At 34.6% G+C, this 25184-nt stretch carries 21 protein-coding genes; 16 read left to right on the forward strand and 5 right to left on the reverse strand.

The window, feature by feature from the left end:
* Positions 1-3 precede the first annotated feature (3 nt).
* Positions 4-1389 (forward strand): Sau3AI family type II restriction endonuclease, encoded by a 1386-nt coding sequence (locus AAFN75_RS08215; RefSeq protein ID WP_411809097.1) that lies wholly within the window; start codon positions 4-6, stop codon positions 1387-1389.
* Here AAFN75_RS08215 and AAFN75_RS08220 read toward each other — a convergent pair.
* Positions 1381-1674, reverse strand: coding sequence for a hypothetical protein (locus AAFN75_RS08220; protein ID WP_411809098.1), 294 nt, complete (start codon positions 1672-1674; stop codon positions 1381-1383). The genes AAFN75_RS08215 and AAFN75_RS08220 overlap by 9 nt on opposite strands.
* Before the next feature lie 189 nt (positions 1675-1863).
* Here AAFN75_RS08220 and AAFN75_RS08225 point away from each other — a divergent pair, with 189 nt between their 5' ends.
* Positions 1864-2019 carry a hypothetical protein gene (locus AAFN75_RS08225; RefSeq protein ID WP_411809099.1) on the forward strand — a complete coding sequence of 52 codons (156 nt, stop codon included), beginning with the start codon at positions 1864-1866 and terminating at the stop codon, positions 2017-2019.
* Here the strand turns inward: AAFN75_RS08225 and AAFN75_RS08230 are convergent.
* A complete protein-coding gene (locus AAFN75_RS08230; protein WP_411809100.1) occupies positions 2016-2828 on the reverse strand; it encodes a tryptophan-rich sensory protein in 813 nt (270 codons plus the stop codon). The genes AAFN75_RS08225 and AAFN75_RS08230 overlap by 4 nt on opposite strands.
* A 422-nt stretch (positions 2829-3250) precedes the next feature.
* Between AAFN75_RS08230 and AAFN75_RS08235 the strand changes: the two genes are divergently transcribed.
* The 5 genes from AAFN75_RS08235 (at position 3251) to AAFN75_RS08255 (ending at position 7373) form a co-directional block, all read left to right on the forward strand.
* Positions 3251-4240 (forward strand): YHYH protein, encoded by a 990-nt coding sequence (locus AAFN75_RS08235; RefSeq protein WP_411809101.1) that lies wholly within the window; start codon positions 3251-3253, stop codon positions 4238-4240.
* Entirely contained in the window at positions 4230-4868 is a 639-nt protein-coding gene (locus AAFN75_RS08240) for a hypothetical protein (RefSeq protein ID WP_411809102.1), read from the forward strand. Before AAFN75_RS08235 ends, AAFN75_RS08240 begins: the two co-directional genes overlap by 11 nt.
* Positions 4869-4872: 4 nt before the next feature.
* Positions 4873-5874: a YHYH protein gene (locus AAFN75_RS08245; protein ID WP_411809103.1), complete on the forward strand. Its 1002-nt coding sequence runs from the start codon at positions 4873-4875 to the stop codon at positions 5872-5874.
* A 6-nt stretch (positions 5875-5880) separates the two neighbouring features.
* Positions 5881-6474: a hypothetical protein gene (locus AAFN75_RS08250; protein ID WP_411809104.1), complete on the forward strand. Its 594-nt coding sequence runs from the start codon at positions 5881-5883 to the stop codon at positions 6472-6474.
* A gap of 83 nt (positions 6475-6557) precedes the next feature.
* The gene (locus AAFN75_RS08255) at positions 6558-7373 is read left to right on the forward strand and encodes an N-acetylmuramoyl-L-alanine amidase (protein WP_411809106.1); all 816 of its coding nucleotides are present in this window, start codon (positions 6558-6560) and stop codon (positions 7371-7373) included.
* 691 nt (positions 7374-8064) lie between these two features.
* Here the strand turns inward: AAFN75_RS08255 and AAFN75_RS08260 are convergent.
* Positions 8065-10014 carry a YgiQ family radical SAM protein gene (locus AAFN75_RS08260; RefSeq protein WP_411809107.1) on the reverse strand — a complete coding sequence of 650 codons (1950 nt, stop codon included), beginning with the start codon at positions 10012-10014 and terminating at the stop codon, positions 8065-8067.
* A 125-nt stretch (positions 10015-10139) separates the two neighbouring features.
* Positions 10140-10964: a universal stress protein gene (locus tag AAFN75_RS08265; protein WP_411809108.1), complete on the reverse strand. Its 825-nt coding sequence runs from the start codon at positions 10962-10964 to the stop codon at positions 10140-10142.
* 134 nt (positions 10965-11098) lie between these two features.
* Between AAFN75_RS08265 and rimP the strand changes: the two genes are divergently transcribed.
* The 3 genes from rimP to infB all read left to right on the forward strand — a co-directional run bounded on the left by rimP (position 11099) and on the right by infB (position 15674).
* The gene (gene rimP / locus AAFN75_RS08270; protein WP_411809109.1) at positions 11099-11560 is read left to right on the forward strand and encodes a ribosome assembly cofactor RimP; all 462 of its coding nucleotides are present in this window, start codon (positions 11099-11101) and stop codon (positions 11558-11560) included.
* 11 nt (positions 11561-11571) lie between these two features.
* Positions 11572-12804, forward strand: coding sequence for a transcription termination factor NusA (gene nusA, locus AAFN75_RS08275; RefSeq protein WP_144115099.1), 1233 nt, complete (start codon positions 11572-11574; stop codon positions 12802-12804).
* An 80-nt stretch (positions 12805-12884) separates the two neighbouring features.
* Positions 12885-15674, forward strand: coding sequence for a translation initiation factor IF-2 (gene infB / locus AAFN75_RS08280; RefSeq protein WP_411809110.1), 2790 nt, complete (start codon positions 12885-12887; stop codon positions 15672-15674).
* An 80-nt stretch (positions 15675-15754) separates the two neighbouring features.
* Here the strand turns inward: infB and AAFN75_RS08285 are convergent, their stop codons facing one another.
* Positions 15755-16144 carry an SPOR domain-containing protein gene (locus tag AAFN75_RS08285; protein ID WP_411809111.1) on the reverse strand — a complete coding sequence of 130 codons (390 nt, stop codon included), beginning with the start codon at positions 16142-16144 and terminating at the stop codon, positions 15755-15757.
* 291 nt (positions 16145-16435) lie between these two features.
* Between AAFN75_RS08285 and AAFN75_RS08290 the strand changes: the two genes are divergently transcribed.
* From AAFN75_RS08290 to AAFN75_RS08315, 6 genes are all read left to right on the forward strand, one after another.
* Positions 16436-17731, forward strand: a complete 1296-nt coding sequence (locus AAFN75_RS08290) for a c-type cytochrome (RefSeq protein ID WP_411809276.1) — start codon at positions 16436-16438, stop codon at positions 17729-17731.
* 71 nt (positions 17732-17802) lie between these two features.
* Positions 17803-20907, forward strand: coding sequence for a TAT-variant-translocated molybdopterin oxidoreductase (locus tag AAFN75_RS08295; RefSeq protein ID WP_411809112.1), 3105 nt, complete (start codon positions 17803-17805; stop codon positions 20905-20907).
* A 28-nt stretch (positions 20908-20935) separates the two neighbouring features.
* Entirely contained in the window at positions 20936-22678 is a 1743-nt protein-coding gene (gene nrfD, locus AAFN75_RS08300) for an NrfD/PsrC family molybdoenzyme membrane anchor subunit (protein WP_411809114.1), read from the forward strand.
* 9 nt (positions 22679-22687) lie between these two features.
* On the forward strand, positions 22688-23218 hold the full coding sequence (locus AAFN75_RS08305; protein ID WP_144115104.1) for a DUF3341 domain-containing protein: 531 nt from the start codon (positions 22688-22690) through the stop codon (positions 23216-23218).
* Between the two features lie 8 nt (positions 23219-23226).
* Positions 23227-23778: a c-type cytochrome gene (locus tag AAFN75_RS08310; protein WP_411809115.1), complete on the forward strand. Its 552-nt coding sequence runs from the start codon at positions 23227-23229 to the stop codon at positions 23776-23778.
* 22 nt (positions 23779-23800) lie between these two features.
* Positions 23801-25165, forward strand: a complete 1365-nt coding sequence (locus AAFN75_RS08315; RefSeq protein ID WP_411809116.1) for a quinol:cytochrome C oxidoreductase — start codon at positions 23801-23803, stop codon at positions 25163-25165.
* Positions 25166-25184 lie beyond the last annotated feature (19 nt).

Below are 25184 nucleotides of genomic sequence, written 5' to 3' on the forward strand. Positions count from 1 at the left end.
TTTATGTTTGATGTAAATTCAGCTGATTCAATCATTAATTTTGCTAAAAAATTAAAAAATCAAACTCTAAGAGAAGCTTGTGGTTCTGAAATTGAAAAACACGGATACAAAGGAAAAGGTAATTTTGGTCAGATTTTAGAGAAATTTTATTTTGGTTACGAACCAAACTCTGATGCAGAACCAGATTTTTTAGAAGCTGGACTTGAGCTAAAATCTACACCTTTAAAAACTTTAAAAAACGGAGAATTTCGTTCGAAAGAAAGACTTGTTTTAAACATTATAGACTACTTAGAAGTCCATAAAGAAGACTTCGAAACAAGTTCTTTTATAAAGAAGAATGTACATTTACTTCTTGTTTTTTATTTACACGATAGGGATTTAAATTTACTGGATTATATTATTAAATTAGTTGATGGTTGGCAATATCCAAATGAAGATTTAAAAATCATCAAACGCGATTGGGAATTTATAAATCAAAAAATTAAAGAAGGTAAAGCACACGAACTTTCTGAAGGTGATACATTTTACCTTGGAGCTTGTACAAAAGGCTCTACTGCTGCTAAATCATTCAGAGATCAACCGTTTAATAAGAAACAAGCTAAACAAAGGGCATATTCTTTAAAACAAGGTTATGTAAATCATATCATTGCCAATATTGCTCAAGAAGAAACCGCTGTTTATGGAAAAATACTAAAACAACCTGAAATTCTAGATAAAGTCCAGACACTTGAGGAAATAGTAATCTTAAAATTCCATCCTTTTTATGCTAAATCTTCGGAACAAATTGAAAAAGAATTAGGTTTAAAATTAAATAAAAAAGCAAAAAGTTATTTTGCGAACCTAACAAATACAATTCTTGGTCTTGAACTTGGTCAAAAAATAGAAGAATTTGAAAAAGCTGACATACAAGTAAAAACAATCAGGCTTAAAGAGAATAATTTACCTAAAGAAGATGTTTCATTTCCAACATTTAAATATGAAGAATTAATTGAAATAGATTGGGAAGATTCAGACTTCAAAAACATCTTAGAAAGTAAATTTTTCTTTGTTTTTTATCAATATGAAAATGATAAATTAATTTTAAGAAAAGTCAAATTTTGGAACATGACGCATTCTGATATTCTTGAAGCAAAAACAGTTTGGAAAAAAATGGTAATAACAGTTTCGAATGGAGAAATTGTAAAAGAAATAACTAATAAAGGAATAAGAAAAACATATTTCCCAAAGAAAACTGAGAACAGGATAAGTCATGTAAGACCTCATGCTCAAAATCGAGATGACACTTATCCATTACCAATTCCTGATAAATTAACAGGATTGACAGTTTACACAAAACATTGTTTTTGGTTTAATGCTAGTTATATTAGAGATGAAATATATCTAATATAATCTATGTTTCCCATGTTTAAGATAATAATCCAGCTCTAAAGTTTGCCCTTCATCAACCTCTAAATCTTCAACTAGCATAATACTAGTTGATGGAAATGACAATCCAGTATTTAAAGCTTGGATTTTTGCTCTAGATCTATTGCCATCTTCAATATACTCAAGAACAATATAAAGTTGCTCCGGATCTTCATCATGAGTCGGTGTGTGAAATTTTACTATTTGTCCTCTTCTATATGGTTTCATAATATAAATATTTTTACCAAAAATAGATACTAAACGGACCATAGTCAACAGACAATTAGTAGCATCTTTATTGATTCTCTAAAATTTGCCTACTCATAATTTCAATAGATTGTTCTATTCCTAAAGTATTCCTTAATTCAACAAAAAAACTTCCAATCCAGTCAAAATAAATATTTATCAAGTCAACCATCCATAAGGTTTATTCATAATTTGTCCTTAAAAATATAAATTATGATAATCACAAAAATTTTAGGACTTACAAGTACATTAACAAGAAGTAAAAAAGCTAAAATTGCAATTTTACTTATAGAAGTTGCAGTGTTGGCACATGCGGTAGCAACAAGAAAAGGGGACACTCAGAAAAATAATAAAAAACTAGATGCTTAGGCTTTAGTTTTTCTAGCATCAAGAAACTGCTTGCATTTAATAGCCGGATTTGTTTTTCGGTTAATAAACGCATGTGTGGAGCTGCTTAAAATTAAAATAGTAGCAGCAACAAGCGCAGTATAAGCCACAGCATTATTGCCATCGCTATTATCTACATAAATAGCAATTAAAGCCCATGCACCAACAAGGGCAAATTCGCGCATGTTTCGTTTCCAGGTTACCATTAAGTTTATTGTGGTCGCAATACCTATTAAAACCATGGTCCAAACCGTTGGCGATAACCCAAAACCATCCCAATTGTATTTTACTAACACCGCCGATACGTTGGCAATACTAGCCACGGTTATCCAACCGCTATAAATTACAAAGGGCCACCATAAAAACATAATTACAGAAATTGGTGCATCGAACAATTCCATTTTATTTTTAAGTACAATTTGTAGTAGCGAAAAAAGAATGATAAAGATAAATATAGAGGATATTAAGGTGTAACCATAAATCCAAGTGACAATCCAAGCACAATTGGCAACACAAGAGATTAGAAACCACCAACCGGTTGTTAAAATAAAATCGTCGTTTCTAATTTTTACAAATAAGCTACGCCCTTGGTAAATAATAAACCCTAACAAGAGTAGGTAGATAATTCCCCAAATGGAAAACGCATAACCTGCGGGAGTAAACAAGGTGTTATAATCTTTAGAAACTTCTCCAATAGTGGTGTTATTTAATAAACCTGTGTTAGATAAATAGTTCATTACAATAACACATACAAAAGCAACACCGTTAATGATTTGTAATTGTTTTTTCATTGTAATAATATAATGAAATTTAAACGATATGAAAATACTGCAGGCAAAAATTCTACTTATTAATTGGACTGTAATTTGCCGTCGCTTTTTCTCAAGCTTAGCCTTGTTATTGCGCTTATTAAAAGGAACTGTATCATCAAAAGTATTTTTAGTTTCTCCGCTTGGTTTTCTTTAATTCACTCCTCCACTTTTGCAAACAGCCGTGGTGCAGCAAAAAAACATTCCATAAAAAGATATGATTTTATATGTGGAAGTAGATACTAGTTTGAATTGTTTGGAAGGCCTTTAAACTGGGATATTAAAAGTTAATTTAATTCATTGTATTCTGAAAAATTGACTATTGCTGTAAATAAAAAACAAAAATAAACCGCAAGTTTTTCAAAATAAAAGCATCTTAACTACAAACACTAAAACTAAATATTATGAAAAATTTGAGATTGCCCCTTTATTTATTAGTCTTAGCCATGGTATTTACATCATGCAGTAATAGCGATGATACTTCTGCGGATGAGGAAGAAGAAATGGAAGATGACACTTTAGTAGTAAATGTATCAAGTAACAACTTTACTGGTGTTACTATAACTACGGTGCCGTGTACACTATCTGACGGTACAACAACAGATTGTTACCAGATAGTAACTACGAGTGTAGCAACAGACCATGAAATGGGGCCTTGGTGTCCAGATAATATTTCAGATGATGCTTCAGCTGGAGGCATTTGGTTAGAAGGTGGAGAAGTTTATGATGTAGATGGCGCTTTTGTTGAAAATATGGCTACGTTTTACAGTGATAACAAATGGTTAATGTACGACTCTAATGGTGATATTTATATTACTGAAACAGAGGAAGATTGTACTAATGCCGCAAACCCAAATGTAGGTGAAGCATATGAAAACTACTGTGTAGAATGTATTCCATCTTACATCACCGACTTAACAACAACTTGGGAGATTCCTATTACTCCAGTTTTACTAACAAGTACGTATACGTTTGCAACGGGCCCGGGAGGTCCTGGTTCAGTTTCTGGTCCTTCAACAAGAGGAGTGGCACTTAATGGTATCGAGTTTTCTGCCCCAGCACCAGTTAGTAACATTCTTGGAGCATACACGCTGGCACCTTTTGATGATGCTGGAGGTCATATTAACGTAAATCAAGGGTATCATTATCATGCGGCTACTCAAGATATTTCAGATCGTCATACCATTTCACAAACCGACAACCATTCTGCATTAATTGGTTATGCCTTAGACGGACATGGAATTTACGAAAGATTAGATGCTAATGGTGATGAACCAACCGATTTAGATGAGTGTAGAGGACATTCTGATGATACTCGTGGTTACCATTATCACGCCGATAATCCAGGGAATAATAATTTTATTGACTGTTTAAAAGGAGCTTATGCAATTTAAATCGGCCATACAAGTTTTTCTAATGGTATTGCTTTTAGCTGTAAATACTACAGATGTGTTTGGGCATAATCCATCGCATTCCGGTACAACATTACACCAAACAGAAGATGATAAATGGGTGCTACAAGTAAGTGCTTCTTTAACCTCTTTTGAAACCGAAGTGCATAATAAATTTGGAGAAAATAGTTATACAACACCAGAGGAGTTTAATGCTTTAGTTGTTAAACTTCTATTGGAAAACATTAATGTATCGTTTAATGGATTAGATAATATACAATTAACAGAACCCAAGGTAATACTGGGTCACGAAACCAAAGTTGCTTTTTTAATAGATAAAACGCCAACGACTATTAATTTGTTGGTTATTAAAAATAGTTGCTTCGGAAATATATATAAAAATCAAGGGTTGTTGATTGTTGCTAGTAAAGATGGTGGAAATCAAAAATTCACCTTAACAAACGATAATAATCATACCGTTAAATTAAAGACAGTCGACTCTAAATTCGAAATTGTGGAGACACCACAAAAGGCACAAGCCAATAGTTCGTTAATTTGGATTGTAGGAAGCCTTTTTGTAGTAGGTTTTATTCTTTTTGGTTTTAAGAAGTATCAAAATTCTAATATTTAAAATTATGATTGATTTAAAATTCTATAAGATATTCTTGCTTATCACTGGAATACTTGTTTTTCAAGCCTGTTCTAGCGATGATAGTACAACTTCAGATGACGCTGATGACGATGATGAAGAAACAACATATTTAATTTCTGAGACGTTATTTAATAGCAGTTCGTTAGTATCCTTTGAAACCATAACCTCTACTTTAGAAGATGGTACTTCGGCTGAATGTTTTCAACTTACATTTACTAGTAATCCATTGGAAAACGTTGGCCCGTTTTGTCCTACCACTATAAATGACACGGCAGGACTTGGGTTTTATGACGGTGCCACAAATCCTGGTTTAAGGGTTTGGTCTGCAGATTTATTAAATGATATTGAAGCTGATGGTTACGATATGGTTAATGACGACGGAACCGTAAATGTTGATTATTTCAACTCTGCTACAGATTCTAATCTGTCTTATTGCCTAGAAGCGTCTGCAAACGACGATTTACAAATGGTGTTTGTTATTCCTGCAACGCCTAAATTAGCAAGTAGTAATAATGTTATTGGAGAGGTAGAAATTGTTGGTGTATCGCTAGATGGTATTCCTACAAATGGTGAGCCGCCATCGGCAATAAACGGTCCGGTACAGTTTACATCAAACAGCGATCAAATAAATTTCCCGTCTTTAGATCCTTGTGGCGGGCATCACGACCCATCAGGATATTACCATTGGCATTTGGTGCCTCAGGTTGCAAATCAAGTGTTAACCGCAAACGGTATTACAGAAGTGTCATGTACAAACGTGACCCAAACAAACGATTTGGAGTTATTTGGTTTTGCAAAAGACGGATTTCCAATTTATGCTTACGCTACCGAACCAAACGATTTAGATGATTGTGGAGGTAGAACCGCTGCAACAACCGAATTTCCTGATGGAACATACCATTATGTAGCAAGTACAATTACGGCTCCAAACATACCAGCTTGTTTAAAAGGAGTGTCGGCAAGAAATTCATTTCAATTTAGATAAAAACACATGAATAAATTTTTAATAGGGATTATCTTTTTGGTAATCCCTTTTATGTCTTTCGGCCACAACCCGCTTTCGGCGAGGTATTATTTAGAAGCTACGCCTTCTGGAAATGTGCTTACTGTAAATTTAAGTCAGTCTGGAATTAATCACTTAATGACACAAAAATTTAGCGAAGCTTATTTTGAAAATATAGACGAAAAAGCTTGGAAAGAACTTATAGTGAGCTACATAAAAGAGAATTTCAATTTAAACGTTGATGGTATTGAAATAGCTTTGACTAAAGGAGGTATCAGATTAGGGAGTCATCAAACAGATTTAAAATTTGTATTGCCACCATTTTCACAAGCGCCCAAACATTTTTTTATAGAAATACCAGCGTTTAAAGAAAACGGAAAGCATCAAACCATTTTTGCGTATAATATTAATGGAAAAGCAGATAAAGTCATTTTAAGTGAGCAAAACAACTTTAAAGCCAATATAAACTTAACAGGAGAAATTACAAAAATTGTAAACACTGCGAATTCTAGATGGTTAATTATTATAATTGGCGCCATCATACTATTAGCCTTAATAAAAGTATTTAAAACTATTTTTTAGTAATTTTGAATCTTTAACGTTGTTCGATTTCATTTTAAATAGTATTAAAATGGAATTAGAGAGACAGCATTAAAAGTTGCGCTATGAAATATTTAAAATGGATTTTTGTGCTTTCACTATTGGTAAGTTGTTCTAAAGATATTTATCAGGTTTCTAAAAAGGCATACAAAAAACAGGCTAAAACCCTAGGTAAGAGCTTGCAATATATTCAGCCCGATACTATAGGCAATAGAACGGTTAATGTTATAGAGTCTCAGAATTTTAGTATGCGCAAACCTAATTTTATTATCATCCATCATACCGATCAAGAAAGTTGCGAGCAAACCTATAAAACATTTGCGCTAAAACGCACCCAAGTAAGTTCGCACTATGTAATTTGCGACGATGGTACCATAACCCAAATGCTAAACGATTTACTACGTGGTTGGCACGCCGGAAATTCAACTTGGGGTAAGGTTAGCGATATAAATAGTGTGTCTATTGGTATTGAGTTGGATAATGATGGCGAAGAACCATTCTCTTACGCCCAAATAAACAGTTTAATAGCCTTATTGGATGATTTAACCGAAAAATATAAAATTCCTAAACATAATATTATAGGACATGCAGATATTGCACCAGGCAGAAAAGTAGATCCTAGTGCGTTGTTTCCTTGGAAAACCTTAGCCAATAGTGGCTTTGGTATGTGGTATGATGAAACCCAACTTCATCATGTAGTTATAGACGATCATTTTGATGCCCATAAAGCGCTTAAATTTATTGGCTACAATACCACTAATCTTGAAAGTGCTATTTATTCGTTTAAGCTTCATTTTAATGCCGATGTGGTTTCGAAACAATTAACCGAATTGGATAAAAAGATTTTATATCTGTTGGAACAGGAGGTTTTTAAAGATTAGTACATAAAGTTTAATTAGTATTATTCCTATATGCATTTTTTTTGTGTTAACAGAATGTCAGGCTATCCGTTACAAGTTCTCGGTCTTACCTTCCTTTGCGCTTTTTCTCATGGTTTTATGTTTTATATAAATGAATTCGTGAACATAATGTTTCACGACTATCCTTAACGCATAGCGCACGTAGAATACAAAAACTATTAAAATTCACAATAAAAACCTCGCCAAATTAATATTGACGAGGCATAAAATTTAAAGTTATTTCTAAATAATCAAAAAGGTAAGTCCTGCACTAAGCTGTGTACTGTTTAAAATAAAATTGATGCTTTTAGACGTATACAGCGCTTCATCATCCTCATTAATATTATTTTTTCCCTTAGAATTAGTATAACCAACGGAGCCTAAATTCGCTTTTAACAGTAGTTTTTTTCTTTATTAAAAAATTACTTTTCCGTTGTTGAGAAAATGATAGAGTGCAAATGAACACAGTTAAAAATAGTATGATGTTTTTCATAATGTTTGTTTAAATGATTATTTAAAAAAAACATGATGTATCAATATCTATTCCTGTACTGTCTATTTTGTATTTCTTAGTGATTAATTAACGTTAACTTAATGTGAGTAAATTGGCTTATTAAACTAACTTTCTAGTTTTGAAATGAATAGAGGTTTTTGCTTTAAAAACTAATAATAATCAACGTTTTTTCTTTCCTCTAAACTTAGCCTTATTCTTCCTTTGGTTAAAAGGCACCGCATCATTAAAAGTATCTTTAGCATCACCTTTAGGCTTATTTTTACGCCAATTTTCTTCTTTTTTAGGAAGTAATACGTCTAATAAATCTTGTCGGCCTAATTTGTTTAAGGTCTTTTTTATCCAGGCTTTGTTTTCGTCTTTATACCAAAAGAAAAAACGGTGTTGTTCGTCTTTCTCTTTTCTAGTAATAGGCGTGTTTACTTTTTTAAGCGTGTATGGATGGTAACCGCTATAATAAATTACCGTAGCCACCGTCATAGGTGTTGGTGTAAACCCTTGTACTTGCTCTAACTGGAAACCCATATCTTTAGTTTCGGCAGCTAGGTTAGCCATATCTTCAACTTCGCAAGCCGGATGATTCGATATAAAATAAGGGATTAACTGAAGTTTTAAACCTTTCGCAATATTAATTTTATCGAATCGCTCTTTAAATTTATGGAAGTAACTAAACGATGGTTTACGCATCAATTTTAAAACCGGATCACTAGTATGTTCAGGTGCTACTTTAAGTCGTCCAGAAACGTGCTTGGTCATCACTTCTTCGGTGTAATCATCAAGTTCTTTTGGATCAGCATTTTTATTAAATTCTGGCACTAGCATATCATGGCGAATACCAGAACCTATAAATGATTTTTTTACTTTAGGGTGACTATCAACCGCTTGATACAATTCGGTTAAAGGCTTGTGAGACGTATCTAAATTGCTACAAATAACAGGCGAAATACAAGAAGGCGCCACACATTTATCGCAAATAGACTGCACTTTCCCTTTCATTTGATACATGTTGGCACTTGGCCCACCAATATCACTTAAATAACCTTTAAAATCTGGCATATTAGCCACCGTATCTACTTCTTTTAAAATAGATTCTTGACTACGGGAGGCAATAAATTTGCCTTGGTGTGCCGATATGGTACAGAAACTACAGCCTCCAAAACACCCACGGTGAATGTTAATGGAAAACTTTATCATTTCGAAAGCCGGAATAGGCCCACGTTTATTATATTTTGGGTGAGGTAATCGTGTATAAGGATAATCGAAAGAAGCATCAATCTCGCTTTCCGTCATGGTAGGATATGGCGGATTAATCATTAAAGTTTTATCTCCAATTTTCTGAAAAATACGTCTTGCAGCCAATTTGTTCGACTCTTGCTCTATCACTTTAAAGTTAGAGGCGTATTTTTTCTTATCCTTTAAACACACTTCATGCGAAGCTATTTCAACATCTTCCCAATTACTGTTTTTTGGTATTTTTTCACCTTCCTTTAGAAGTACTGCCGTTTGTAAAACGGTATTTATACTGCTAAAAGGGACACCTCGCTCTAACAAACGTACAACTTCTTTCAAGGGTTGTTCGCCCATTCCGTAAACCAACATATCGGCTTTAGAGGTTTCCAAAATAGAGGGTAATAACTTATCACTCCAATAATCGTAATGTGTAACACGACGCAAAGAGGCTTCAATACCGCCAATTAAAACAGGTGTATCTGGCCATTTTTCTTTTAAAATCTTAGAATAAACTGTTGTTGCGTAATCCGGACGGAAACCAATATCGCCATTTGGTGTATAGGCATCTTTATCGCGACGTTTTTTGTTAGCGTTGTAATTACTAATCATGGGGTCCATGCAACCACCAGTAACACCAAAAAATAATTTTGGAGCACCAAGTTTAACAAAATCCTGAAGATTATCGTTTACATTGGGCTGAGGTACAATAGCCACACGTAAACCAAAACTTTCTAGCATACGCCCAATAACTGCGGGTCCAAAGGTTGGATGATCCACATAGGCATCGCCGCTAAATAGGATAACATCTAGTGCTTCCCATCCGCGTATTTTCACCTCTTTATTTGTGGTAGGTAACCAATCAGAAAGTTGTAACTCTTGCATAGGCTGCAAAAATAAACAAAAATAGCCGCTTAAACATGATAACTCAATTATTTTGGGAGCTGCGCTTACCGTATAACCTTAAATAGCAATATTTAGCAATGTACTTAGTTCGCTATTTATAGCAATTAAATTTTAAAAGTAACCACAGGGCGTTTGGCATGATTTACTAAATCTTCACTAATACTGCCATTAAAAAAATGCGAAATACCTTGTCTGCCATGGGTGCTCATGCCAATTAAATCGGCACCTATAGATTCAGAAAAATTCATAATACCCTTTTCAATAGTAACATCGTTGTACGTGTTAAGGGTATAATTTTCGAAATCGGAAGACGCTACAAAAGACTTCATTCGCTCATTAGTAGTTTCCGTAGGCATAAATTTATTCGGCGTATTTACGGTTAGCAAATGTAGTTTAGCATCAAATTTTTTGGCAAATGTTATTGCTTTTTTATAAGTTTCTTTGCTTTCGTCTTTAAAATCGGAAGCAAAAACAAAGTTAGAGACGTTAAACGTTTCGTGTTCTTTTTTAACTACAAGTACGGGTATTTCAGAGGTTCTTACCACCTTTTCGGTATTACTTCCAATGAGCATTTCCCTTAATCCGCTTACACCATTAGAGCCCATAACAATTAAATCGATGTCGTACTTTTTGCAATTATGAAAAATACCCTTAAAAATCTCATTAAAATCTACCGTTTCGTGTACTATTACATCGTTTAGGTATCTTTTTCTTAAAATAGATTCAAACCTTTTGTGTGCCAATTTCATAAAAAACATAGCCTCTGGCAGTTCGCTTTGCAAGCTCGTGGTATCAACGTCATGCATAGGCATTTCAATAAGATGAAGTAAATAAATTTCGGCATTATGAGTTTTTGCTAATTGAGCAGCTACTTTTAAAGCGTTTTCAGCTTGATCAGAAAAATCGGTAGGAACAAGTATTTTTTTCATATTTAAGAAGTTGTGGTGTATCTAAATTTATGAAATATTCCTTTAAAAATCAATAAAATATTATATATTTGCATCGTTGAAAGGCGGAATTAAAGATATGAGGGGACGGAAAGTCCCCTCTTTTTATACTTAAAATGTTTAAAAATACAGTTACAGAATTACTTGAGGCGGCGTTATTAGAACGTCCAGATTTGTTTTTAATAGATTTTTCTTTAAACTCAGAAAATCATATTAAGATAATAGTAGACGGCGATAATGGGCTTTTAGTTGAAGACTGTATGTTTATTAGCAGAGCCATAGAAAATAATATTGATAGAGAAGAAAATGATTTTTCTTTAGAGGTTATGTCGGCCGGTGCAGCATCACCATTAACACACAAACGCCAGTATAAAAAAAATCTTAAAAGAACGCTTAGTGTAAGAACTAGTTCTGAAGAAATTGAAGGAACACTTACCGAGGCAACCGAAGATAATATCAAATTAGAGTGGAAAGTTAGAGAACCTAAGCCAGTAGGTAAGGGTAAAGTAACTGTTAAAAAGGAAATTAATATTCCTTATGAAAATATTGTAGAAGCAAAAGTTATGATTAAATTTTAATTTAAAGAGTTATGGAAAATATCGCATTAATTGAATCTTTTTCAGAATTCAAAGATGATAAGCTAATTGACAGAGTAACGTTAATGGCAATTTTAGAGGATGTATTTAGAAGTGCCTTAAAAAAGAAATTTGGGGATGATGATAATTTTGATATTATTGTAAATCCAGATAAAGGCGATTTAGAAATATGGAGAAATAGAGTTGTTGTTGCCGATGGAGAAGTTGAGGAGCCTAATCAAGAAATTACAATAACTGAAGCTCGTAAAATTGAGCCTGATTTTGAGGTTGGTGAAGATGTATCTGAAGAAGTTAAGCTTATCGATTTAGGTAGACGTGCTATTTTAGCATTACGTCAAAACCTAATTTCTAAAATTCATGAGCACGATAATACTATAATTTACAAGCAATTTAAAGATTTAGTAGGAGAAATTTATACAGCAGAAGTACACCATATTCGTCATAGAGCAGTAATTTTGTTAGATGATGAAGGCAACGAAATAGTACTTCCAAAGGATAGACAAATACCTTCAGATTTCTTCAGAAAAGGAGATAATGTAAGAGGTGTAATTGATAGTGTAGAGCTTAAAGGCGCTAAACCAACAATTATTATGTCTAGAAGTTCACCTAAATTTTTAGAAAAATTATTTGAACAAGAAATACCAGAAGTTTTTGATGGTTTAATTACAATCAAACATGTGGTAAGAATACCAGGAGAAAAAGCAAAAGTAGCTGTCGATTCTTATGATGATAGAATAGATCCTGTTGGAGCTTGTGTTGGTATGAAAGGTTCAAGAATTCACGGTATTGTTCGTGAGTTAGGTAACGAAAATATTGATGTTATTAACTACACCAATAACTTACCATTATTTATAACTAGAGCGTTAAGTCCGGCACGTGTAACTTCTATTAAATTAAATGAAGAAACAAAACGCGCAGAGGTTATCTTAAAGCCAGAAGAAGTAAGTAAAGCTATTGGTAGAGGTGGTCATAACATCCGTTTAGCTGGTCAATTAACGGGTTACGAAATCGACGTATTTAGAGAAGGAGCAGAGGAAGATGTTGAGTTACGTGAGTTTACAGATGAAATTGAAGGCTGGATTATTGAAGAGTTTAGTAAAGCAGGGTTAGATACTGCGAAAAGCATATTAGAACAAGATGTTAAAGATCTTGTTAAGAGAACCGACTTGGAGGAAGAAACCATCCAAGATGTTATCAGAATTCTTAAAGAAGAATTTGAAGATTAGTAAATAAAAAGTGCAGATTTGCATTTTCATTATGTCCGAAAGGGTATAATACATATATTTGAGTATTTTAAAGGCGATTTATGGCTGACACAATTAGATTAAATAAAGTATTACGCGAGCTTAACATCTCTCTAGATCGCGCTGTGGAATTTTTGGATTCTAAAGGCGTGGAAATAGAGAAGCGTCCAACTACAAAAATTTCTCAGGAGACTTATAACCTCCTTTCGGGTGAATTTGAAACAGATGCTAATAAAAAAGTTAAGTCTCAAGCAGTAAGCGAAGCAAAGCTAAAGGAAAAGGAAGATTTACGTATTAAACGTGAAAGAGAATTAGAAGCTAAGCAAAAAGCACAAGAAGCCAGAGAAAAAGCTAGAAAAGAGGAAGTTGTTAAAGCATCTGCTGAACTTTCAGGACCTAAAACTGTTGGCAAAATAGATTTGGACCCTAAAAAGAAAGCTGCTGAAAAACCTGCTGAACCTAAAAAAGAGGTTGTTGAAGAGGTTAAAGAGGCTCCTAAAGCAGAGCCTAAAGTGGAAGCAAAAAAGGAAGAACCTGTTAAAAAGGAAACGCCTAAAGCTGAAACTAAGCCTGAATCTAATACGGAAACAAAACCTGAAGCTAAGGAAGAAACTCCAGCAAAACCACAACTTAAACAAGTTGTAGTTGATGGCGAGTTGGTAACTCCAGAAGAAAAGGTGGAAACGCAATATAAAAAACTTACTGGGCCTAAAATAGCAGGAGATAAAATTGATTTATCCCAGTTTAATAAGCCTAAAAAGAAGAAAGAAGAAAAGAAACCTGTTGCTAAAGCCGGAGACGCCAATAAAAGAAAACGTCGCCGTATTAGTAAAGCTGGAGCACCACAAGATAATCGTGGAGGCGCTAGACCTGGTGGAGGAGATAGTCGATTTAGAGGAAAACCTGGCACAGGAGTAGGACGCCGTAATGTTGTAAAAGAAGAACCTTCAGAAGAAGATGTTAAAAAGCAAGTGCGCGAAACACTTGAGAAACTTCAAGGTAAATCTAACAGAGGGCGTGGTGCTAAAAACAGAAGAGATAAAAGAGATAAGCATAGAGAGCAAACTGAAATCGATCAACAAATCGAAGCAGCTGAAAGCAAAATCATAAAAGTAACAGAATTTGTTACGGCTAGTGAAATGGCAACTATGATGGATGTTAGCGTTACGCAAATTATTTCAGCTTGTATGTCACTTGGTATGATGGTAACTATGAATCAGCGTTTAGATGCTGAAACATTATCTATCGTAGCCGATGAGTTTGGTTATCAGGTAGAGTTTGTAACTGCAGATATCGAGGAATCTATTGAAGAGTTTGTTGATAAACCAGAAGATTTAAAACCACGTGCACCAATTGTTACGGTAATGGGTCACGTCGATCATGGTAAAACATCACTTTTAGATTACATACGTGAAGAAAATGTAATTGCAGGAGAGTCTGGTGGAATTACACAGCATATTGGTGCTTATGGTGTAGAACTAGAAAACGGACAAAAAATAGCATTCTTAGATACACCGGGTCACGAGGCCTTTACAGCAATGCGTGCTCGTGGTGCTCAGGTAACAGATATTGCTATTGTTGTTGCTGCTGCCGATGATGATATTATGCCACAAACTAAAGAGGCTATTTCGCATGCACAAGCGGCAGGCGTACCTATAGTTTTTGCTATTAATAAAATAGATTTACCAGCTGCCAATCCAGAGAAAATTAAGGAAGGTTTAGCACAAATGAATTTATTAGTTGAAGACTGGGGTGGTAAAGTACAATCTCACGATATTTCAGCTAAGATTGGGACAGGAGTAAAAGAATTATTAGAAAAAGTATTGCTTGAGGCTGAGTTATTAGAACTTAAAGCAAACCCAAATAAACCAGCTATTGGTACTGTAGTAGAAGCATTCTTAGATAAAGGTCGTGGATATGTTTCAACTATATTAGTACAAGCGGGAACATTAAAAGTTGGAGATTACGTGTTAGCGGGTCAGCATAGCGGTAAAATTAAAGCCATGCATGACGAAAGAGGACATGATGTTGTTGAGGCTGGACCTTCAACTCCAGTTTCTATTTTAGGTTTAGATGGTGCACCACAAGCGGGTGATAAGTTTAATGTATTTGCAGACGAGCGTGAAGCAAAACAAATTGCTTCTAAACGTGCACAATTACAACGTGAGCAATCTGTTAGAACACAACGTCATATCACACTAGATGAAATTGGACGTCGTATTGCATTAGGTGATTTCCAAGAGCTGAATATTATCCTTAAAGGTGATGTTGATGGTTCGGTTGAAGCCTTAACAGATTCATTCCAAAAATTATCTACTGAAGAGATTCAAGTTAATATTTTACATAAAGGAGTTGGAGCCATTACAGAAAGTGATGTGTTATTAGCTTCGGCTTCAGATGCTATTATCGTAGGATTTAATGTGAGACCAGTAGGAAACGCAAGAATGATTGCCGATAAAGAAGAAATTGATATCCGTACATATTCTATTATCTACGATGCTATTAACGATCTTAAAGATGCCATGGAAGGTATGTTATCTCCAGAGTTGAAAGAAGAAATACTTGGTACTGCAGAAATTAGAGAAATATTTAAAGTATCTAAAATTGGTACTATTGCAGGTTGTATGGTAACCAATGGTAAAATAACGCGTAATGCAGGTATTCGTTTAATACGTGATGGTGTAGTTGTTTATACAGGAGAGTTAACATCATTAAAACGATTTAAAGATGATGCTAAAGAAGTAGCTAAAGGTTACGACTGTGGTATGCAAATTAAAAATTACAACGATATTAAAGAAGGCGATGTAATTGAAGCTTTCCACGAAGTAGAGGTTAAAAAGAAGTTAAAGTAATTCACTTAGTTTAACTAACTTGATTATAAAAAAAAGAGCGACCATTTGGTCGCTCTTTTTTAGTTATAATAACTTGGTTTTTATTTCTTAGGCTTAAAAATAAAAGCATGAGGAAACTTCACTTTAATTTTCTTTAAAGCGCGATCTGCTTCCAATCGTGTTCTAAAGTTTCCTGCCCAAATTTTAAAGTTTGGTGTTTCGTATTGCATAGATGGATGCCAACTACCAAAAGCGCTTGTAAACTCCTCTTGTGCGCTGTATGCACCTGCTCTGTTACCGGAATAAACTTGAATTTTGTAACGTTCAGAACTGGTTTCATCTTTATTTAATTCTTTCTTTAAATCTAATAAAACAGTGATATGTTTGTCTTGATTTATGGCAACATTACCTTGTTGAGAAAAACTATATGTTGATATTAAAACAAAACATATAAGGCTTAAAAAACTTTTTTTTAGGTTCAATGGATTCATGTGTGTATTAACTTTTTTGTGTAACTTCTTTAAAATCATCTACTAATAGAGGGTGTTGTGTTGTAATTTTGGTAGTGCTTAATTATATTTTATACAAATGTATACGATATAAACTTAATTGCGGCTCTTTTTATTATTTAGAATCCCTCTAAATTACCAATTAACACTATGCTAACATTTCTAAAATCGACTTTTAATATTACTTTTGCGAGAGATTTTTTTAACTGCATTTTTCCATTTATAGTAATGAAAAAATCATACCAAAGTTTAGAAGTTAATTTGACCAACAATATGAGAAAGGTGATTCACCGTAAATTAAGCACAAACTTTCTTAGTTTAAGCTTAGTTTTTTTACTAGCATTTACAACGGCTCTTTCTGCTCAGGAAGGAGACCCAGCAAAAGGAAAATCATTATTTAATGCTAATTGCGCAGCATGTCATCAATTAGATAAAAAGATGACAGGACCAGCTTTACGTAACGTAGAGGAACGTTTAAGTGACGAGCAAGGTTTAGATCGTACTTGGATTCATGCTTGGATTCGTAACAGTGCAGGTGTTATAAAATCTGGCGACTCTTATGCTAAAAAAGTATACGATGAGTATGGTGGTGCGGCAATGACTGCTTTTCCACAATTATCAGATGATGATATAAATAACATTCTTGCTTATACAGCTGAAGAAAAGAAAGCGCCTGCTCAAGCAGCTACTCCAGTTGGAGGTGCAGAAGCTGGTGGTGGAAATTCTGGTGGTATTTCAAACGAACTTATTTTAGGGGCGTTAGCTATCTTGTTTATTCTTTTAGCTGCTGGATTATATCTAGTGAATAAAACATTACGTCGTTTTGCAGGAGCGCAGGGTATCGATTTACCTGAGGCTTCTCAAAGAACGCCATTATGGAAAGCATTTGTTCAAAATCAGTTTTTAATGATTGTTGTAGCAATATTCTTTTTATTATCTAGTGCATACTTTGTTTACGGCTATTTATCTCAAATTGGGGTAGATCAAGGATATCAACCTGTACAACCAATACATTTTTCACATAAAATACATGCTGGCGATAACGGAATCGATTGTAAATACTGTCACTCTTCTGCAAGAGTTAGTAAAACATCTGGTATTCCTTCGTTAAACGTTTGTATGAACTGTCATAAATCAGTTTATGAGTATAATGGCGAAACATCTCCAGAATATTCTAAAGAATTTTATGATGGTGAGATCAAAAAATTATATGCCGCTGCAGGATGGGATGATGCTGAGCAAAAATATACAGGAGATTCTCAACCAGTAAAATGGGTTCGTATTCATAACTTACCAGACTTTGCATATTTTAATCACTCACAACACGTAACTGTTGCGGGTGTGGAATGTCAAACTTGTCATGGCCCTGTTGAAGAGATGGAAATCATGTATCAACATGCGCCATTAACTATGGGATGGTGTATTAACTGTCACAGAGAAACTAATATTGATGTAAAAGATAATGCTTACTATACTAAAATACATGATGAGTTATCTAAAAAGTATGGTGTCGATGAGTTAACTGCTGCTCAAATGGGTGGTCTAGAATGTGGTAAGTGTCACTACTAAATAAGTAGTTTTTCTTTCCGCGAAAGCGGAAAACATTAAATAAAAATTAAGAAGTAATTCAATTATATAATATGTCATCAAACAAGAAATACTGGAAAAGTGTTGAAGAGCTAAACGAAAATAGCTCTATTGTTGAGACGCTAAAACAAAACGAGTTTGTAGCAGAAATTCCTACTGATGAATTTTTAGGTGATAAAGAAACCTTAGAGGAAACATCTACAACGCGTCGCGATTTCTTAAAATATGTAGGATTTAGTACAGCTGCAGCTTCATTGGCTGCTTGTGAGGGTCCTGTAAAAAAATCTATTCCATATATAGTGCAACCAACAGAAATTATTCCTGGTGTTGCTAACTATTATGCAACTACAATTGCAAATGGTTTTGATTTTGCTAGTGTTTTAGTAAAAACGCGTGAAGGTCGTCCAATTAAAATTGAAAACAATACGATGGCAGCTACCAATGGTAGTGCTAATGCTAGAGTGAATGCTTCGGTTTTAGGATTGTATGATAGTTTAAGAGTTCAAGGCCCTAAGAAAGGAGATTCTGCTATTTCTTGGAGCGATTTCGATTCTGAAACTACCGAGAAATTAACCAACATTGCTGCGGCTAACAAAAACATTGTGTTATTAACACAAACATTTGCGAGTCCATCTACAAGTAAATTAATTTCTGAATTCAAAGAAAAGTATGGTAATGTAAGTCACGTAGTTTACGATTCTATTTCAGAGTCTGCTGCGTTAGATGCTTATCAAGCTAAATATGGAGAACGCGCATTAGCAAATTACGATTTCGCTAAGGCCATGACAATTGTTTCTGTTGGTGCAGATTTCTTAGGAGATTGGCAAGGTGGTGGTTTTGATTCAGGGTATTCTAAGAACAAAGCGCCAAACCACGGTAAAATGTCAAGACATATTCAGTTTGAATCTAATATGTCTCTTACTGGTGCCAATGCCGATAAACGTGTTCCATTAACGCCTACAGAGCAAAAATTAGCTTTAGCTAAATTATATAGCTATGTGGTTGGAGGATCTGTTTCTGGAACGTTACCAGAAAAAGTAGAAGATGCAGTTAAAAAAGCAGCTTCTCAACTTAAAAAGGCTGGAAGCAATGGTGTTGTAGTAACCGGAATTCAGGATGTTAATGCACAAACAGTTGTTTTAGAAATAAATGAAGCTTTAGGAAGTAAGGCTTTCGATAAATCGACTCCAATTAAAACTAGACAGGGTAGCGATGCTGCTGTGGCTAAATTAGTTGGCGATATGAAAGCTGGTCGTGTAGGAGCGATTATAATGAGTGGTGTAAATCCAATTTATACCTTACCAAATGCTTCAGACTTTGCTGAAGGATTAAAGAAAGTAGAATTATCTGTTGCGTTTTCTATGAAAGTAGATGAGACCTCTTCAGAAGCACAATATATAGGAGCAGCGCCACATTATTTAGAATCTTGGGGTGATGTTGAAATCAAAAAAGGACATTATGCATTAATGCAACCAACAATTCGTCCTTTATTTGATACAAGACAATTTCAAGAATCTTTATTAAAATGGACAGGAAACAGTGTTTCTTATCATGATTATATTAAGGATACTTGGGGTACTGGTATTTTAGGTGGTGGTTCATTTAACAAAGCATTACACGATGGTGTTTTTGTTGGAACTATTGCTACTCAAACTGAAGAGACATCAAATGCAGAAGCTTCTGCTGAGGCGCCTTCAGGAAATGCAGCTAGAGCATTAGCATCTTCTGCAAAATCAAACGGTGGTTTAGAGTTAACATTGTATACCAAAGTTGGTATGGGTGATGGACAACAAGCCAACAACCCATGGTTACAAGAGTTTCCAGATCCTTTAACAAGAGCGTCTTGGGATAACTATCTAACCGTGTCTAAAGCTGATGCTGATGCATTAGGTTTAATGAATAAACACGTTGCTAACGGTGCATTAAATGGTAGTTATGCCAATGTTACTGTAAACGGAGCGTCTTTAAAAGTACCAGTAATGATTCAACCAGGACAAGCTAAAGGTACTGTTGGATTAGCATTTGGTTACGGTAAAACATTAGGTTTAAAAGAAGAAATGCAAACAGGGGTTAACGCCTATGCATTATATCATAACTTTAATAGCGTACAAAACGTAACAGTGGAATTCGCTGCAGGAGAGCATGAATTTGCTTCTGTGCAGTTACACAACACTTTAATGGGACGTGGTGATATTATTAAAGAAACAACTTTAGAGATATTTAATACGTCTGATAGAGATGTGTGGAATAAAGTTCCTACGGTTTCATTAAATCATAAGGAAACTCCGGTAACCTCTCCAGAGGTTGATTTATGGGATGAATTTGATCGTTCAATTGGGCATCACTTTAACTTATCAATCGATTTAAATTCTTGTACAGGATGTGGGGCTTGTGTTATTGCTTGTCATGCAGAAAACAATGTACCTGTAGTTGGTAAAAGTGAAGTACGTCGTAGCCGTGATATGCACTGGTTACGTATTGATAGATATTATTCATCTGATGCGACATTTGAAGAAGATGATGCTAAAAAAGATGGATTCTCTGGTTTATTTGGAGATAATGGCTCTTTAGGAGGATTTGGAGAAATGGAACAAGCAGCTGAGAATCCTCAGGTGGCTTTCCAACCGGTAATGTGTCAGCATTGTAACCATGCACCTTGTGAAACAGTTTGTCCTGTGGCAGCTACTTCTCACGGTCGTCAAGGTCAAAACCATATGGCATATAACCGTTGCGTTGGTACTAGATATTGTGCAAACAACTGTCCTTACAAAGTACGTCGTTTCAACTGGTTCTTATACAATGGAAATGATGAGTTTGATTATCATATGAACGATGATTTAGGTCGTATGGTATTAAATCCAGATGTTGTTGTACGTTCTCGTGGTGTAATGGAAAAATGTTCTATGTGTATTCAAATGACACAGAAAACTATTCTTGACGCAAAACGTGACGGAAGAGAAATTAAAGATGGTGAATTCCAAACAGCGTGTTCTGCAGCTTGTAGTAGTGGAGCGATGGTTTTTGGAGATATCAACGATAAAACTTCTAAAGTTGCAAAACTCAAAGAAGATGACCGTATGTATCACTTATTAGAAAGTGTTGGTACTAAGCCTAACGTGCAGTATCATACTAAAGTGAGAAATACAACTGAAGCATAAATTTAATTAAAGAATCAATTATATAATTATGGCGTCTCATTACGAAGCACCTATTAGAAGACCTTTAGTTACAGGCGAAAAATCATACCACGACGTTACTGTGGATGTGGCCAAACCTGTTGAAGGAAAAGCAAATAAGCAATGGTGGATAGTTTTTAGTATCTCATTAGTAGCTTTCTTGTGGGGAATTGGATGTATTTTATACACAGTATCTACAGGTATTGGAACTTGGGGTTTAAACAAGACCGTTGGTTGGGCTTGGGATATTACTAACTTCGTTTGGTGGGTTGGTATTGGTCACGCAGGAACACTTATTTCTGCAGTACTTTTATTGTTCCGTCAAAAATGGAGAATGGCAATTAACCGTTCTGCAGAAGCAATGACAATCTTCTCTGTGGTACAAGCAGGTTTGTTTCCAATTATTCACATGGGTCGTCCATGGTTAGGATATTGGGTATTACCTATTCCAAACCAATTTGGTTCATTATGGGTAAACTTTAACTCGCCATTACTTTGGGATGTATTTGCAATTTCTACTTATTTATCTGTATCATTAGTATTCTGGTGGACAGGTTTATTACCAGATTTTGCTATGCTAAGAGATAGAGCTATTAGACCGTTTCAAAAGAAAATTTATGCTTTATTAAGTTTTGGTTGGTCTGGTCGTGCAAAAGATTGGCAACGTTTTGAAGAAGTATCATTGGTACTTGCAGGTTTAGCAACTCCATTAGTACTTTCTGTACACACTATTGTATCTTTTGACTTCGCAACATCGGTTATTCCTGGTTGGCATACAACAATATTCCCTCCATACTTTGTAGCTGGTGCGGTATTCTCAGGATTTGCAATGGTAAATACACTTCTTATTATTATGAGAAAAGTGTGTAACCTTGAAGATTATATTACAGTGCAACACATCGAATTAATGAACATAGTAATTATGATTACTGGTTCTATAGTAGGTGTAGCATATATTACAGAGCTATTTATAGCTTGGTATTCTGGTGTTGAATACGAACAATACGCTTTTTTAAACAGAGCAACTGGTCCTTATGCTTGGGCTTACTGGATGATGATGTCTTGTAACGTGTTCTCTCCACAGTTTATGTGGTTCAAGAAATTAAGAACTAGTATTATGTTCTCTTTCTTTATCTCTATCGTAGTAAACGTTGGTATGTGGTTTGAGCGTTTTGTAATTATTGTAACGTCGTTACATAGAGATTACTTACCATCTTCATGGACAATGTTCTCACCTACATTTGTAGATATTGGAATTTTTATTGGAACTATAGGATTCTTCTTTGTATTATTCTTATTATATTCTAGAACATTCCCTGTTATTGCGCAAGCAGAGGTTAAAACAATTTTAAAATCGTCTGGAGAGCGTTATAAAAACATTAGAGAAAGAGGCGATAGCTTAGCAGGAACAGGAGCAGATGCTAGAACATCGGGTAACGCTTTTGTTAAACCTGTGGCTGAAGTGAAAGATACTATACCTTCTACTGATGATAATTCAGAAAAAGTAAGTAACCTTTTAGGAAGTATTGGTGCTTTTGATCCGGCTACTCAAACTGCTGATGATTTAAAGAAAGTAAATGGCATTGGTCCTAAAATGGAAGAAGTATTAAATAGCATTGGTATTTATACATTCCTTCAGGTTAGTAAAATGACAAAAAATGAATATGATTTGTTAGACAGCATTACAGGTTCTTTCCCAGGAAGAGCTGAGCGTGATGATTGGTCTGGACAAGCTAAAAAATTAATCAACTAAACATAGTCAATGGAAGCTTCAAAAGTTATTCACGCTATTTATACCGATGATGATATCTTAATGTCAGCTGTTAAAAAAGTTAAGGCACAAAGATTTCACATTGAGGAAATATATACACCTTTCCCGGTACACGGGTTAGACAAAGCTATGGGATTAGCACCAACTCGTATTGCTATTACAGCATTTATATACGGACTAATTGGTTTAACTGTAGCCGTTTTAATGATGAATTTTATTATGATTGAAGATTGGCCACAAAATATTGGTGGTAAACCAAGTTTCAGTTATATTGAAAATATGCCAGCTTTTGTACCAATTATGTTTGAGCTTACTGTGTTTTTTGCAGCTCACTTAATGGTAATTACATTTTACTTACGTAGTAGAATGTGGCCTTTTAAAAATGCTGAGAATCCAGATCCAAGAACAACAGACGACCATTTTTTAATGGAAATTGCAGTAGATGGAAATGAAAAAGAACTTGAAAGTTTATTAGCAGAAACTGGAGCAGTAGAAATTAATTTAGTTGATAAAGCCCATTAATAATAGATATGAAAAGCTTAATTAAAATATTAGTATTAGCAGTAGTTTTTGTAGCTACATCTTGTAACAAGAGTACGGCACCTAACTATCAATTCATGCCAAACATGTATGAATCTGCAGGATATGAAACCTATGGTGAAGCGGCATTTCCAAATGGAATTGAAGCGCAATTACCTGTTCAAGGTTCTATTCCTAGAGGTTATGTTCCTTTTGATATAGAGAATTCAACTGCTGGTTACGATTTAGCAAAGGCGACTTTGAATAGCCCATTAGATTCTACTCAAGTAGATTTAAATAGAGGTAAAGAGTTATACGATATTTACTGTGGAATTTGTCATGGTAATAAAGGAAACGGGCAAGGTAACTTGGTTAAACGTGAAAAAATTCTTGGTATTCCAAGTTATGATGATGGAGGAAGAGCTATCAATGCAGGAAGTATTTACCACACTATTTATTATGGTAAAAATGCAATGGGTTCTTATGCTAACCAATTGAATGAAGAAGAGCGTTGGCAAGTAGTGTCGTACGTTTTAAAGTTGAAAGCAGATTTAGAAAAGTAAGATTGATAAGATTATTATAGATATGTATACATTTTCAAATAAATTAAAGACATTTTCTTTCGTTCTAATGCTTTTAGGGGCAATAGGAGTTGGTTATGGTTTTATGACATCTCATTTATCTTTTGAAGAAGTGGAGCACTTACTTGCAGAAGAATCACACCACGGAGGTGGACATGGTGAAGAAGCAACTCATGCGGCGCCAACTCATGATGCACATGCAGGAGCAGATTCACATGATAATCACGGTGACACAGCACATGCTGAAGTGGATGAGCACAAAGAACATGTAGAACATGTGCAACACCAAATAGCAAATAGACCTTGGTCTGCATTATACGTAGCGGCATTTTTCTTTATGATGATTGCTTTAGGGGTATTAGCATTTTATGCTATTCAAATTGCATCTCAAGCGGGATGGTCTCCAGTTTTATTTAGAGTAATGGAAGGTATTACGGCTTATATGTTACCTGGTGCATTAATTGTATTGGCCATAGCAGTTGCTTCTGGTACAATCGGGCATTACAATATATTCATTTGGATGGATCCTGAAGTTGTAGCTCATGATAAGCTTATTGCAGGTAAAACAGGTTGGTTAAACATAGGTGGTTTTGTAATTAGAGGTCTTATCTTTATTGGTGGTTGGTATGCTTACCGTCACTTTTCTAGAAAATTCTCTATCGCTCAAGATACTGCTGAAGATAAAAGTAACTTTAAGAAGTCTTTCCGTATTTCTGCTGCATTTTTAGTATTCTTTATTTATACAGAATCTATGATGTCTTGGGATTGGATTATGAGTGTTGATCCACACTGGTTCTCAACATTATTCGGTTGGTACGTATTTGCAAGTATGTTTGTAAGTGGTATTACTGTCATAGCTTTAATCACTATCTATTTGAAATCTAGAAACTATTTAGAGTTTGTAAATGAAAACCATTTACATGATGTTGCTAAATTTATGTTTGCATTTAGTATTTTCTGGACATACTTATGGTTCTCTCAATTTATGTTAATCTGGTATTCAAATATTCCAGAGGAGGTAACATACTTTGTAACACGTTTCCAAGATTACAAATTACCTTTCTTAGGTATGGTAGTTATGAATTTTGTATTCCCAATACTTATGTTAATGAATGCAGATTATAAACGTATGCCTTGGTTTGTAGTTATGGCAGGTTTAGTAATCTTATTTGGTCATTATATTGATATTTTCAATATGATTATGCCGGCTACAGTTGGCGACAGATGGTTTATTGGAATACCGGAAATAAGTTCAATTTTACTTTTCGCAGGGTTATTTATATTTGTTGTATTTAGCGCCTTATCAAAAGCACCATTACTTGTAAAAGGATATCCTTTTAGAAAAGAAAGTGAAGAATTTCATTATTAATTAGATATAAATAAAGACG

The sequence above is a fragment of the Algibacter sp. AS12 genome, assembly GCF_046736315.1.
Lineage (GTDB): Bacteria > Bacteroidota > Bacteroidia > Flavobacteriales > Flavobacteriaceae > Algibacter_B > Algibacter_B amylolyticus.

Coding starts and splice junctions, on each gene's coding strand:
- AAFN75_RS08215 (WP_411809097.1), top strand. CDS start 4: ATGTTTGATGTAAATTCAGCTGATTCAATCATTAATTTTGCTAAAAAA.
- AAFN75_RS08220 (WP_411809098.1), bottom strand. CDS start 1,674: ATGGTCCGTTTAGTATCTATTTTTGGTAAAAATATTTATATTATGAAA.
- AAFN75_RS08225 (WP_411809099.1), top strand. CDS start 1,864: ATGATAATCACAAAAATTTTAGGACTTACAAGTACATTAACAAGAAGT.
- AAFN75_RS08230 (WP_411809100.1), bottom strand. CDS start 2,828: ATGAAAAAACAATTACAAATCATTAACGGTGTTGCTTTTGTATGTGTT.
- AAFN75_RS08235 (WP_411809101.1), top strand. CDS start 3,251: ATGAAAAATTTGAGATTGCCCCTTTATTTATTAGTCTTAGCCATGGTA.
- AAFN75_RS08240 (WP_411809102.1), top strand. CDS start 4,230: ATGCAATTTAAATCGGCCATACAAGTTTTTCTAATGGTATTGCTTTTA.
- AAFN75_RS08245 (WP_411809103.1), top strand. CDS start 4,873: ATGATTGATTTAAAATTCTATAAGATATTCTTGCTTATCACTGGAATA.
- AAFN75_RS08250 (WP_411809104.1), top strand. CDS start 5,881: ATGAATAAATTTTTAATAGGGATTATCTTTTTGGTAATCCCTTTTATG.
- AAFN75_RS08255 (WP_411809106.1), top strand. CDS start 6,558: ATGAAATATTTAAAATGGATTTTTGTGCTTTCACTATTGGTAAGTTGT.
- AAFN75_RS08260 (WP_411809107.1), bottom strand. CDS start 10,014: ATGCAAGAGTTACAACTTTCTGATTGGTTACCTACCACAAATAAAGAG.
- AAFN75_RS08265 (WP_411809108.1), bottom strand. CDS start 10,964: ATGAAAAAAATACTTGTTCCTACCGATTTTTCTGATCAAGCTGAAAAC.
- rimP (WP_411809109.1), top strand. CDS start 11,099: ATGTTTAAAAATACAGTTACAGAATTACTTGAGGCGGCGTTATTAGAA.
- nusA (WP_144115099.1), top strand. CDS start 11,572: ATGGAAAATATCGCATTAATTGAATCTTTTTCAGAATTCAAAGATGAT.
- infB (WP_411809110.1), top strand. CDS start 12,885: ATGGCTGACACAATTAGATTAAATAAAGTATTACGCGAGCTTAACATC.
- AAFN75_RS08285 (WP_411809111.1), bottom strand. CDS start 16,144: ATGAATCCATTGAACCTAAAAAAAAGTTTTTTAAGCCTTATATGTTTT.
- AAFN75_RS08290 (WP_411809276.1), top strand. CDS start 16,436: ATGAGAAAGGTGATTCACCGTAAATTAAGCACAAACTTTCTTAGTTTA.
- AAFN75_RS08295 (WP_411809112.1), top strand. CDS start 17,803: ATGTCATCAAACAAGAAATACTGGAAAAGTGTTGAAGAGCTAAACGAA.
- nrfD (WP_411809114.1), top strand. CDS start 20,936: ATGGCGTCTCATTACGAAGCACCTATTAGAAGACCTTTAGTTACAGGC.
- AAFN75_RS08305 (WP_144115104.1), top strand. CDS start 22,688: ATGGAAGCTTCAAAAGTTATTCACGCTATTTATACCGATGATGATATC.
- AAFN75_RS08310 (WP_411809115.1), top strand. CDS start 23,227: ATGAAAAGCTTAATTAAAATATTAGTATTAGCAGTAGTTTTTGTAGCT.
- AAFN75_RS08315 (WP_411809116.1), top strand. CDS start 23,801: ATGTATACATTTTCAAATAAATTAAAGACATTTTCTTTCGTTCTAATG.